The 11,882-nt window shown below is 70.5% G+C and carries 7 protein-coding genes and 1 pseudogene; 4 read left to right on the top strand and 4 right to left on the bottom strand.

Annotation, left to right across the window (positions count from 1 at the left end; translation table 11 throughout):
* Positions 1-159 precede the first annotated feature (159 nt).
* The gene (locus DI272_RS15570; RefSeq protein WP_109495950.1) at positions 160-1,527 is read left to right on the top strand and encodes an L-serine ammonia-lyase; all 1,368 of its coding nucleotides are present in this window, start codon (positions 160-162) and stop codon (positions 1,525-1,527) included.
* On the opposite strand, the gene DI272_RS15575 is transcribed toward DI272_RS15570, so the two are convergent.
* On the bottom strand, positions 1,514-4,948 hold the full coding sequence (locus DI272_RS15575) for a trypsin-like peptidase domain-containing protein (protein WP_109495951.1): 3,435 nt from the start codon (positions 4,946-4,948) through the stop codon (positions 1,514-1,516). The genes DI272_RS15570 and DI272_RS15575 overlap by 14 nt on opposite strands.
* A complete protein-coding gene (locus tag DI272_RS15580) occupies positions 4,935-5,255 on the bottom strand; it encodes a trypco2 family protein (RefSeq protein WP_146238332.1) in 321 nt (106 codons plus the stop codon). Before DI272_RS15580 ends, DI272_RS15575 begins: the two co-directional genes overlap by 14 nt.
* Positions 5,256-5,536: 281 nt before the next feature.
* Between DI272_RS15580 and DI272_RS15585 the strand changes: the two genes are divergently transcribed.
* From DI272_RS15585 to DI272_RS15595, 3 genes are all read left to right on the top strand, one after another.
* Positions 5,537-6,094: a glycoside hydrolase family 25 protein gene (locus DI272_RS15585; RefSeq protein WP_109495953.1), complete on the top strand. Its 558-nt coding sequence runs from the start codon at positions 5,537-5,539 to the stop codon at positions 6,092-6,094.
* A gap of 69 nt (positions 6,095-6,163) precedes the next feature.
* A complete protein-coding gene (locus DI272_RS15590) occupies positions 6,164-6,547 on the top strand; it encodes a toll/interleukin-1 receptor domain-containing protein (RefSeq protein WP_109500856.1) in 384 nt (127 codons plus the stop codon).
* Positions 6,547-10,044, top strand: a complete 3,498-nt coding sequence (locus tag DI272_RS15595) for an NACHT domain-containing NTPase (protein ID WP_181387198.1) — start codon at positions 6,547-6,549, stop codon at positions 10,042-10,044. Before DI272_RS15590 ends, DI272_RS15595 begins: the two co-directional genes overlap by 1 nt.
* Before the next feature lie 30 nt (positions 10,045-10,074).
* Here DI272_RS15595 and DI272_RS15600 read toward each other — a convergent pair.
* Together DI272_RS15600 and DI272_RS15605 are read right to left on the bottom strand one after the other, a co-directional pair.
* Positions 10,075-10,755 (bottom strand): annotated as a pseudogene (locus DI272_RS15600) (NADPH-dependent F420 reductase); the annotation flags it as partial.
* 63 nt (positions 10,756-10,818) lie between these two features.
* On the bottom strand, positions 10,819-11,817 hold the full coding sequence (locus DI272_RS15605) for a zinc-dependent alcohol dehydrogenase family protein (RefSeq protein WP_109495956.1): 999 nt from the start codon (positions 11,815-11,817) through the stop codon (positions 10,819-10,821).
* Between the last annotated feature and the right edge of the window lie 65 nt (positions 11,818-11,882).

Here is an 11,882-nt window from a genome sequence, read left to right on the forward strand (position 1 = left end):
GAAGCCGTCGTACGACGCCGAGGCGCTCAAGGCCCGGGTCAAGGCCCTGGCCGACAAGCACCCGCTCTACCCCGGCCTGAGCAAGTAGTAGTCCCAGCAGTTCCCTGGTGGGGGGCGCCCGACGACGTGCGCCCCCCGCCCTTTTCGGAGGAGTTCCCCGTGGCCATCTCGGTCTTCGACCTGTTCTCGATCGGCATCGGCCCGTCGAGCTCGCACACGGTCGGCCCGATGCGCGCGGCCCGTATGTTCGCCCGCCGTCTGCGCAACGAGGGCGTGCTGTCCTCGGTGGCGGCCGTCCGCTCGGAGCTGTACGGCTCGCTGGGCGCGACCGGGCACGGCCACGGCACCCCCAAGGCGGTGCTGCTCGGTCTGGAGGGGGCGTCCCCCCGTACCGTCGACGTGGAGACGGCCGACGAGCGGATCGAGGCGATCAAGGCGGCCGGCTCGCTGAACCTGCTGGGCGAGCACGAGATCGCCTTCTCCTTCGACGACGACCTGGTGCTGCACCGCCGCAAGGCGCTGCCCTACCACGCCAACGGCATGACGCTGTGGGCGTACGACGCCTCCGGGGCCGAGCTCCTGTCGAAGACGTACTATTCGGTCGGCGGCGGCTTCGTCGTCGACGAGGACGCGGTGGGCGCGGACCGCATCAAGCTGGACGACACGGTCCTGAAGTACCCCTTCCGTACCGGCGACGAGCTGCTGCGTCTGACGAAGGAGACCGGCCTGTCGATCTCCGCGCTGATGCTGGAGAACGAGCGGGCCTGGCGCACGGAGGAGGAGATCCGCGCGGGCCTCCTCGACATCTGGCGGGTCATGCAGGCCTGCGTCTCGCGCGGCATGTCCCGCGAGGGCATCCTCCCCGGCGGCCTCAGGGTCAAGCGCCGGGCGGCCGTGACGGCACGTCAGCTCCGGGCGGAGGGCGACCCGTTGGCGCATGCCATGGAGTGGATCACGCTCTACGCGATGGCGGTGAACGAGGAGAACGCGGCCGGCGGACGGGTGGTGACCGCCCCGACGAACGGCGCGGCCGGCATCATACCGGCCGTCCTGCACTACTACATCAACTTCGTGCCGGGCGCCGACGAGGACGGGGTGGTCCGCTTCCTGCTGGCCGCCGGCGCGATCGGCATGCTCTTCAAGGAGAACGCCTCCATCTCCGGCGCCGAGGTCGGCTGCCAGGGCGAGGTCGGCTCCGCCTGCTCCATGGCCGCGGGCGCGCTGGCCGAGGTGCTCGGCGGCTCCCCGGAGCAGGTAGAGAACGCCGCCGAGATCGGCATGGAGCACAACCTGGGCCTGACCTGCGACCCGGTCGGCGGCCTGGTCCAGATCCCGTGCATCGAGCGCAACGGCATGGCCGCGGTGAAGGCGGTCACGGCGGCCCGGATGGCGATGCGCGGCGACGGCTCCCACAAGGTCTCCCTCGACAAGGTCATCAAGACCATGAAGGACACCGGCGCCGACATGAGCGTGAAGTACAAGGAGACGGCGCGGGGCGGGCTCGCGGTGAACATCATCGAGTGCTGAGGACACCCCGCGGACGACGCACGAATGGCACGCTCGTGCGTCCCATGCAGTCCTCGAGATCGGCCAGCTTGTCTTCAAGGTCGTGGAATTGCCGGTCGGGTTCCTCCTCGCGAAGGTCCTGGCAGAGTCCCGCGGCCCGTTTGTGCTGCTCCGTCGCCGCCGGCAGGTCACCGCACCGGGCCAGGGCGGTGCCGTACACGGCGGCCAGCTGGGCGGTCCACTGCTTGTCCCGCCACGTGGCCGCCGGGGCGCACTTCTCCAGGATGTCCAGGGCTTCGCGGGCATGGTCGCGGGCCTGCCTCGCCCTGGGTTTGCGCCCGGCCAGCTCCAGCTCGGCCAGCACGCACAGGGTCCGCGCCTTGCTCTGGCGTCGGGCGGTCCTGTCCTCGGGGGCCATCAAGTCGTGGTACTCACGTGCCTGCTCGGCCCACCTGATGCCGACGCTCACGCACTTCCCCGAGCCGCGTCCCGCGCCGTCCCGGGCCTTGCGGAGATGGGCAAGGGCGAGGTCGCGCAGCACGTCGGCGTGCTGCGGGCGCTCGGCTTCCTGATAGACGTGCTCCAGCCCCTCGTACTCCTGAAGTGCCTGGGACAAGGTCTCGATGGCCAAGGGATACTGCTCGGCCTCGATGTAGCGGCGGCCGAGCACGGCCAACGCCAGGGCGTAGTCACGGTCCCAGCGGCCGCTGCGCTGCGGCTTCAGGTCATGGAGGAGGTCCCGGGCCTCGATGGCCGACGAGATCGCCTCCTCGTACCGCTGCGCATCTGCCTGCCGTCGGGCCAGCACACGCAGGGCCAATGCCTTCGCCTCGGTGACCTCGCAGGCCGCCAGCGGCGGTCCCGCGGACTCGGGCGGCAGGTCGCGGGCGTCGAGGGCGTACTCCAGAGCCTCGTGCCAACGCCCCAGCACCGCCAGCGAGTCGGACAGGTTCCCCATGGCTTGGCTGAGGTACCGGTGGTGAACGCGGTCGGGATGATCATGCCGCAGTCGTTCATAGACCTGGACGGACTCACGGGCCGCCTCCAGCGACTCGGTGAACCGCCCCACCTCCCGATTGCGCACGCCCAGGTTGCTCAGCGCGTGGGCCTTGCCGAGCGAGTACTCGTACGAGTCGTCGGTCCGCACCAGCGCGTTGAACAACAGCACCGCGTCCCAGGCACACTCATACGCCTCGCGCCGCTGGCCGGCCTCGGCCAGCACCCGGGACAGAAGCCGGTTCTGCGTGCCCAGTTCGTACCGTGTCCGGTGATCCTGCGACGGCTGGGAGCGGTAGTACTCCAGCGCCTTCCTGCGCAGCTCGATGGCCAGGGTCTCCAGCATGTCCGGGCTGGCTTCCTCCAGTTCCCGGGCGGCCTCGGCCGTGAACCGATCCGCCGGCATCCGCCGGAAGACCGATTCGAGCGCGGCCGCGAGAGACCTTCCGGTCGGGCTGTCCCTGTTCTCCATGACCTTCCTGACCAGCCTGATCAGGGCAGGCGCGTGCGCCGCGAGCGCCTCGCGCAGCGCCTTGTGGAGGTCAGGATCGGACGGCGTGTCGGGCTCCTCGCCGAAGACCGCGGCGTTCATCGTCTGCAAGGTCAACAGCGCTTGCTGCGCGGCGTCTTCGGATGACCGCACGTGGTCCAGTGCGAGCAGCCGGGAGACCAGTTCCGGAAAGTCCCGGACCATGCTCGACACCAGGTGCTGGGCCAGCCGCATCGGCCGCAGCGGGCGCAGCGTGCCGTACGCCGAGATGCGTTCCTGGAAGAAGCGGACGAAGCGGCGGAGGATCTGTTCGTTCGCGTCCTCCAGGTCGGGCACCAGACGCAGCAGACGTGCGGCCGCGGTTTCCCGTTCACCGTCGCTCTTGCCTCCGGCATGAGCCAGACTGGACACCGCGACCACCCGGTCGAGCAGCATCCTGTCCGTGGGCAGACCGGCGGGTCCCGCGTGGTCGACCCAGTCCTTCCGCTCCAGGTCGAGCGCCCACTCGTAGAGGGCCTCCTCGCGGGACGCCGCCCCTCCTCGAAGCGTGGCACTCCACTCCGGGTCCCAGGCCCGGCGTACGTCGATCAGCGCCAGGATGAGGATGAACAGGCAGTTGGCGAAGTCCCGGTCGCCGAGGTCCGCCGACGGCTCTCCGCCCGGCGCGGAACCCCTCGCCTTCTCGTGGACCTCGCGGTCCTTGTCCAGGAAGGTGTCGTAAGCCTGCCGGTAGATGTGCTCACGCGCCGCGGGTTCCGGACCCTCGACCGGGAACAGGGCGTCCTCGGTCAGTTCCACGAACCGGCGGCTGAAGGCGTGCCACCACTCGCCCTCGTGCCGGGCGATCGCCAGGACCCTGACGCGCCCACTGCCACCCCGGTGCCGCAGCAGGGCGTCGAGCTGGCCGACCTTGTTGTCCGCGTCGTCGACGACGACGAGCCGGTCCTCGGCCAGTTTCATGAGGCCCGACACATCCGTCACCAGCGGTCCGAGCTGCCCCGCGACCCAGCCCTGGCCCGCCATCCGCGCGCACAGCTCACGGGCCAGCCGGGTCTTGCCGACGGCCGGGTTGCCGACGAGGAACCGCAGCGACACCTGCGGGGCCGGGTCCGTGCACCAGGTCATCAGCCGGTCCAGTTCCTCCTCCCGCCCGCAGAAGCGGACCACCTGGTAGCGGGCGCGCAGCAGGTCCGCCGCCGACCAGCTCTCGGGCAGCCGGTTGTAGGCGGGGTCCAGTACCTGGCGCCCCCGCCACAGGGGCTCGAACACCACCGGGCCGGCCCGGTCCTTCGCCAGGAGGTCCAGGAAGTCGTCCTGGTCCTTCAGCAGCTCGACGGGGATCGCCCTGAGGCGTCCGTCCACGCTCTGCTGCCATTCCCCGAGCACACCGAGCAGGCTGTCCTCCACGAGCAGCGCCGCACCGGAGGCACCATGCCACAGGGCGCCGCCCCCGGTCCCGACGAGCGGGGTGCCGCTCTCGACCTGGAAGGCCTGGTGCCAGCCGGGCCTGTCCTCCCCGGTCACCGCTCCCGAGCAGGGGATCAGCCGGCCACGGGCCTGCTCCAGGTTGGCCCGGCCGTCGTCGCCGGCCAGTTCCGGGAAGCCGAAGACCCGGGCCGGCAGCGGGTCGGTGCCGGCCACCCGCCCCCATCGCACCGGGGCAAGGTCCTCCAGACCGAACGGGTCGCCCTCCTCCACGCCCAGCAGGGCGAACCCGTCGCTGCCGGGCCCCAGCAGATTCTCGGCACGCGCCGCCACCCGGAAGGGCACGCGATCGCTCGCCCGCAGGGCACTCCGGTACGAACCGGCTGTGAGCGCCTGCACCCTCACCTGCTCGCCGACCTCACCGACGCAGTGGGCGGCGGTGAGCACCAGCCGTGGTGTGACCAGGTAGCCCGAGGACTGCTCCCGGTCCGTCCACAGGAACGCCGTCCGCCGGAGCTCAGGGGAGAGCATGACCGGCTCCTGGCAGATGCGAACGCGAGATCAGGTAGTCCTGGTTGACGCCCAGTCGAAGCAGCACGCGCTGGACGACGCCGTCGCTCTTGGCGGCCTGCCCCTTCGCGTTGACGACGGAGAACCTCACACCCCCCGCCACCTGCCGGTCCCGGGTCGCCTGCACGGTCGCCTCGACCTCGATCTCCTTGACCTGGAAACGGGGCCCGCCCTCGCGGTCACCGTCCCGCTGCGCGGTCTCCAAGGAGCCGCGCAATGCGGCGATCATCTGCGTCAGTTCTATGGCACGTGGCTCAGGCCTGGACATGGGCCCTCCTCACTCGACATGTGTCGGTGCGTCCCCCCAGGGCGCGGTCGTCGACCTCTCAACCGTCCGCCCGCGCCGCGTCACGCACCCAGCGGCCGTACGCCCCCTGCCGCAGGGCCGACGGTCCCGGTCCCGCCACCGACCGGCCCATGGCGCGGTGGAGGCCGACGGCGGTCAGAACCAGAACGCCGGTTTCCGCACCCGCGGGCAGGGGATCAACCGTGCCGAGACCATGCAGACTTCAACTCCGCTGTCCCCACCGGCACTTCAAGGAGCTCCCCATGCTGCGCGGCATCGACGTGAGCGCGTACCAGTCCTCCTCCTACGGCACCGACGGCCTCTCCTTCGTCTTCGTCAAGGCGACGGAGGGGCGTACGTACACCAATCCCAAGCTGTCCGCCCAGACGAAGCGGGCCCGTGACGCCGGTCTGGTCGTGGGCTTCTACCACTTCCTCTGGCCGGGCAATCTGACGGCCCAGGCGGAGCACTTCGTGAGCAAGGCCCCGGAGCGGGCGGGCGACATCCTCGCCGTGGACTGGGAGACCACTGGGGAGGGGACGCACGCGAGCAACGCGGAGAAGGACCGGTTCATCCGGAAGGTGAAGGAACTGCGGCCGCACCATCGGGTCGTCCTCTACACGAACCGCAACTACTGGCTCAACGTCGACACCACCTCCTACGCCGGCGACGGACTCTGGATCGCCGACTACGTGACGGCGGGCAAGCCCCGCATCAAGGCGAAGTGGCGCTTCCACCAGTACACCGACGACCCGCACGACAAGAACGTGGCGGACTTCGCGAGCAGGGCCGCGTTGCGGGAGTGGGCCGGGGGCAACTGATGCTCCGCCGGTACGAGTTCGGGCCGGAAGACCGGCTGGGGCGGGAGCGGAGTCGGTAGCATCGTCGGCATGGCGAACGTCTTTTTGAGCCATCGCATGGACGATGCGCCGAGCACCCGCAAACTCGCTGACGAGCTCACCTCCGCCGGGCACCGCGTCTGGTTCGACGAATGGGAGATCCAGCTGGGCGATTCCATCGTGGAGCGCATCAACTCCGGCCTCGAAGGCACGTCCTACCTGGTCCTGTGCTACTCGGCGGACGGGGTCACGAGCCCCTGGATCAGCCGGGAATGGATGTCCGCGCTCCATCGCCAGCTCGAAGGACACGGCGTCCGCATTCTGCCGGTGAAGTTCGGTGGCACGGCCCCCGCGATTCTCGCCGACATCAAGTACGCGGATCTGGCGGCGGACTGGGACCTCGGGGTGAGTCAACTCCTGCGGGCGATCCGCTGATGACGCGGGTCCTCATCGCGCACGCGGAAGGCGAGGAGGACCTCGCCGCCAAGATCGCCGGACCGATCGCGCAGGCCGGTTATGAGGTACTGCATTACGGGACGATCCTCGTCGGAGAATCCCTGGGCGAGGAGGCGTCCAAGGCCATCGCCGAGGGCAGCCCCGTCGTCCTCTGCGGCACGGTCGCCGCGCTCGGCACCGGCTGGGCGTACCGTGTCGTCCTCGCGGCCAGGGGGCATTCCGGCGCGCGGATCTTCGCCCTCCAGATGGAGAAGAACGCCTATCTGGACATGCTGACCCTCGATCACAAGGTCGCCCGCTACTGGGAGGACCCCGGCAGGGCCGTCTCCGAGCTGGTCGCGGCGCTGTCCCGCTACTACCCTCCCGGCGCCCCCGGAGACCGTCAGGTACTGCACGACCTCGATCACCGGTACCGGGAGATCGCGCTCAGGACCTGCGACATCGTCGACCTCGCCAACCTGCCCATCGGCGACCGCGATCTGGTCACCAAGGAACTGCTGCTGCGGAGCCTCTACGTCTCGCTGCGGGTCTCGGTGGACATTCCGCCGGGGGTCGTCGAGGCCGAGGACCTCGAACACCGGCTGCTGGAAATGGAGTCCCGCCGGGGGACGGAAGGACGGCCCGCGGACTCCGGCACCCGTCATTCGGTCGGAGAACGCCTCCAGGCCTCGAAGCGGCTCGTCGTGCTGGGCGATCCCGGCTCCGGAAAGAGCACCATGCTCCGGTGGATCGCGACGGCGTACCTGCTGCGGCTGCGCTCCGACCCCGACTGGAGCCAACTCCCCGACGTCGCCACGCTTCCCGACGCCGACCTGCTCCCGCTGCTCATCCGCTGCCGTGAGCTGGACGAGACCCGGGACCTCGGTTCGCTGGAGCGGATCATCCGGCAGAACCTGTGCACCTCCGGCTTCTCCGACGAGGAGGCCGGAAAGCTCACCGGCAGTCTGCTCGACGGGCTGCGCGACGGGCGGGTGCTGCTCCTGATCGACGGCCTGGACGAGATCTCCGACCCGGCGGCGCGTGCCCGGTTCTGCCGCCAGATCGACAAGATCCATGTGGCGTACCCCAAGTCCTCGATCATCGTCACCTCGCGGATCGTGGGCTACAAGGAGATGGGCCTGCGCATCACCCGCGGCTTCGAGCATGTGACCGTGCTCGACCTCACCCCGGAGGACAAGGACGACTTCGCGCGGCGCTGGTGCGTCGTCGCCGAGCCTCTCCCCCGGCAGGAGCTCGCCACCCGACAGCTCATCAGCGACATCCACAGCACGGACCGCATCGAGCGGCTCACCGGGAACCCGATGCTCCTGACGACGATGGCACTGGTCAAGAAGAAGGTCGGCAAGCTGCCCAGCCGTCGCGCGGACCTGTACCGGGAGGCCGTGGACGTGCTCCTGAACTGGCGCAGCGACGTCGACGAGCGGATAGACCGGTACGAGGCGCTGCCGCAGCTCCAGTACCTGGCCTACGCGATGTGCGAGGCGGGCGTGCAGCGGCTGCGGGAGGACGAGGTCGTCGACGCGTTCGAGCGGATGCGCCGCGACTTTCCCAAGGTACGGGACGCGCGCCGGCATTCCCCGATGTCCTTCCTGCGGCTGCTGGAGCGCCGGACGGGAATCCTCGCCGAGAGCGGTCTTGTGCGCCATCAGGGGCGCCTCGTCCCGGTGTACGAGTTCCGCCATCTGACGTTCCAGGAGTATCTGGCGGGGCTGGCGCTGGTGGAGGGGCGGTATCCCGGACGGGACGTCGAGCGGTCGCTGGCGGATCAGGTGGCGAGGCTTGCGGCGCGGACGGGTTCCGAGAATCCCCTCGGGTTCGTCGGGGACAGGGCGGTCTCGGAAGCCTGGCGCGAAGCCCTTCGGCTCTGTGTGATGTCGTGCAACGACGACGACGTGGACAGTGTCCTCAGAGCCATCGCCCGCCCGTTGCAGGGCGAGGACGCGGCCGTCACCGCCAGGCCACGAGCGGTGCTCGCCTGTTCCTGCCTCTCCGACGAACCGAATGTGAGTGAGGAGGTGGCGGGCGAGATATTGGATCGGTTCGTCGCCGAGGTCACGGAGAAGGACGGCTTGGGCAGCTTCATCACCACGGCTGACCGGGCCGCCGGGGAAGTCGCAGGTTGCCTCTGGGGATCACAGCTGAGCCGCCGCCTGGTGACCGCGTGGTTGGGGGACGTGGAAGAGCGCATGGGCATGGCCGGCCTGGCGGCCATGGTGCTCGGTTCCACCGTCCCCGACGATGAACCGGGGGCGAAGAACTGGACCGAGAACCAGGTTGGTCTCTTGCGGGAGCCGCAGACCGAGGTGGCTGCCGAGGCGGCGCTTGCCTTGATGCACGTCGCCTTCAAACAGCGAGCGCCGCTGATTCCAGGCCTGGTGCCAGGGCTCAAAGCGCTGCTGCGGCGGGGGCCGGGTGAGGCGGTCGCCGGCGCCTGGGCCCTCGGCTGGCTGACCGGAAACAGTCCGGGCCGCGTCCGCCCCGGAGGCCCGTGGACGACCACACCGGAGGACCGTGCGGAACTGGCGGACGTCATCACGACCGCAGGCGTCCCGCCACAGGCTGTCAACTTCCTGCTGTGGCACATCGACGAGCCGACAGCAGCCGCATGCCCCGATCTTGCAGTGGCGGTCATGCGTGGTTTCGCCGCCGCCGATCACAAGACCCGCGCCGCGCTCGCGGACCACTTCGTCAGGGTCTGCCCCGGCATGGACGACCCGGTGCTCCCGCTCACCCGCCACCCCAAGGCCGCGGTCCGTGCCGACGCGGCATTCCTGCTGGCGCGGCTGAACAGCACGGCGGCCCTCGACGCGCTCCTGGCCCTGTTGACCGACGCGGACGACAGCCGATGGATGCAGGCCGTCGAAGCCCTGGGCACGCTCGGTGACACCCGCGCCGCGGGCCCCCTGCTGGCCCTGCTCCCCGACTCAGCCGGACGCCTGCGCACCCTCATCGCCATCACCTTGGGCAGACTCCGTGAGCCGCGCGCCCTGGAGCCACTGCTGGAGCTCCTCTCCGAGTTCCGGGGAGCCGATCTCCACGGTGTGCCGCAGGCGCTGGCCCGACTGGGTGACCCCCGGGCCGTCGGGCCCCTCCTGCGCGTCTTGGGTACGGACCCGCCCTTCGATCCGACCGATGCTCTGGTGGCCGCCCTCGCCGCCCTGGGCGAGCCCGGAGCCGTCGCCGCCTTCAGAGGCGCCATGGCGAGCAAGGACGCCGAAGAGCGCCGGGAAGCGCTGTGGTCCCTGGCGCGTCTGGAGGCGGAAGCGACCGACCGTACTCTGCTCTCCGCAGACCTCGACGGCGAATCACCGGCCATCGACCCCAGAACAGTCATCAGCACCCGTGCCGTCTCCAAGGCCGCCGCCGCCCTCGCCCTCCCCGAGGACGAGATCCGCGCCCGCTACGAACGCCTCGCCCAGCGCTATCCCCTGAAGCTCTCCTGGCTGCGCCGCCGGCCCAAGGCGAAGACCCCCTGACGGACACGCACCCTCGCGCCCGGACCGCCGTCAGCCCCGGAACTCCGCCGGGCGTTCCGGCGTCGCCGCCGTCAGCGCCTTCGTGACGCCTTCGACGCCTTCCCGCAGCCCGTACACCGGCGTGTCCGGCTGCTGGCGCCAGGAGTCGTCGAGGCCGCCCGCGTCGACCGTGTCGAAGCCGAGTTCGTCGATGAGGGCGCGCACCTTCGCCTTGGCGGCCTCGTCGTCGCCCGCGACCGGGAGGGCCTGGCGGTCGGGGGCGCCGGCCGGGCGGTGGCGGTCCAGGATGTCCTGGGCGTAGGTGCCGTTGAAGGCCTTGATCACGGGGTGGCCGAGGTGCCGTTCCGTCCAGCGGCTCTCCGTCAGGCCCTCGTCCTCGATGCCGGCGATCCTGCCGTCCCGCTGCTTGGGGTAGTAGTTGCCGGTGTCGATCACCGCCACCCCGTCCGCCGCCCCGTCGAGCACGCCCTTCGGCAGGTCCGGGATCGCCTTCAGCGGGATCGTGACGACCACCACCTCCGCGCCGCGCGCGGCCTCCTCGACCGGGACGGGCGTCGCGCCCGTCTCCTCGGCGAGCGCGGTGAGGGTGTGGGGGCCGCGGGAGTTCGCAACGGACACCTCGTGTCCGAGGGCGGTCAGCCGTCGGGTGAGGTTGCCGCCGATGTTGCCCGCGCCGATGATGCCGATCTTCATGGCAGACCCTTCCGAAGTCGATGCATGTGCATACGTCTGATTTGCATCAACCGGGGGCGGCCGGGAGGTATTCCGACTGGGTCAGATCCGGACCACGATCTTCCCCGTATGGCGGTTCGACTCCATCAGGGCATGGGCGTCCCGGATGCGGTCCAGCCCGTCGAAGACCTCGGCGATCACCGGCCGGAAGCCGCCGTCGGCCAGGCCCGCGTCGAGGAACGCGGTGGAGCGGCGGCGGCCGCCCGGCGTCGCGGTGAGGATCAGGTTGGCGTACGTGTGGATCGTGAACGGCCAGTTCCAGGGGATCTCGGCGGGCCGGCGGTCCAGCCAGCCGTAGGCCACCACCGAGCCGCCCTCCGCGAGCGCCTCGGCCAGTGGCCGGAAGCCGGGGCCGCCGATCGCGTCGAAGATCACCTCGACGCCCCGGCCCCCGGTGATCCGCCGGACCTCCTTGGCCACCGTCTCGGCGCCGCCCTCGGAGACGATCACCTCCGCCGCCCCCGCGTCGAGCAGCCCCTGCCGCTTGGCCTCCGTACGGGTCGTGGCCAGCGGGATCGCACCGATGCGGCGGGCCACCTGGATCGCCGCCGTGCCCACACCGCTGGAGGCGCCGGTGATCAGGACGTGGTCTCCGGGCCTGAGTCCGGCCGTCTCCAGGAGGGCTCCGTAGGCGGTCGTGTACGTCAGCCAGGACGCCGCGCCCGTGACGGCGTCCACGGCGGCCGGGCGGGGCAGTACCGAGATCTCGGGCAGCACGACCCGTTCCGCGTACACCCCCTGCGCGCTCATCTCGATGCCGGGCCCCGTCATCACCGGGTCGCCCACGGCGAGTGCGGTGACCCCCTCGCCGACCGCCTCGACGACGCCGGAGGCCTCGTAGCCGAGACGGGAGGCGGGGAGGGCGGGCTGGTAGTAGTAGGCGCCGGAACGGAAGAGGGCCTCCGCGCGGTTGAGGCCCAACGCCTCGACACGGACGGCGACTTGACCGGGACCGGGGCCGGACACCGGCAGGTCCTCGATCGTCAGGACGTCGGGGCCGCCGATTTCATGAAAGAGCACGGTACGTGCGGTGGTTGGCATGGCGTCCAGGCTAGGAGGCCCCGGAGAGACGATCCATGTCCACCGATCTCCGTTTCCTGTCCGAA

The organism is Streptomyces sp. Act143 (genome assembly GCF_003143935.1).
Classification (GTDB): Bacteria; Actinomycetota; Actinomycetes; order Streptomycetales; family Streptomycetaceae; genus Streptomyces.

Excerpts from the sequence above, each read along its gene's own strand:
- DI272_RS15585 (WP_109495953.1), top strand. The coding sequence starts at position 5,537 with ATGCTGCGCGGCATCGACGTGAGCGCGTACCAGTCCTCCTCCTACGGC.
- DI272_RS15590 (WP_109500856.1), top strand. The coding sequence starts at position 6,164 with ATGGCGAACGTCTTTTTGAGCCATCGCATGGACGATGCGCCGAGCACC.
- DI272_RS15580 (WP_146238332.1), bottom strand. The coding sequence starts at position 5,255 with ATGTCCAGGCCTGAGCCACGTGCCATAGAACTGACGCAGATGATCGCC.
- DI272_RS15575 (WP_109495951.1), bottom strand. The coding sequence starts at position 4,948 with ATGCTCTCCCCTGAGCTCCGGCGGACGGCGTTCCTGTGGACGGACCGG.
- DI272_RS15595 (WP_181387198.1), top strand. The coding sequence starts at position 6,547 with ATGACGCGGGTCCTCATCGCGCACGCGGAAGGCGAGGAGGACCTCGCC.
- DI272_RS15605 (WP_109495956.1), bottom strand. The coding sequence starts at position 11,817 with ATGCCAACCACCGCACGTACCGTGCTCTTTCATGAAATCGGCGGCCCC.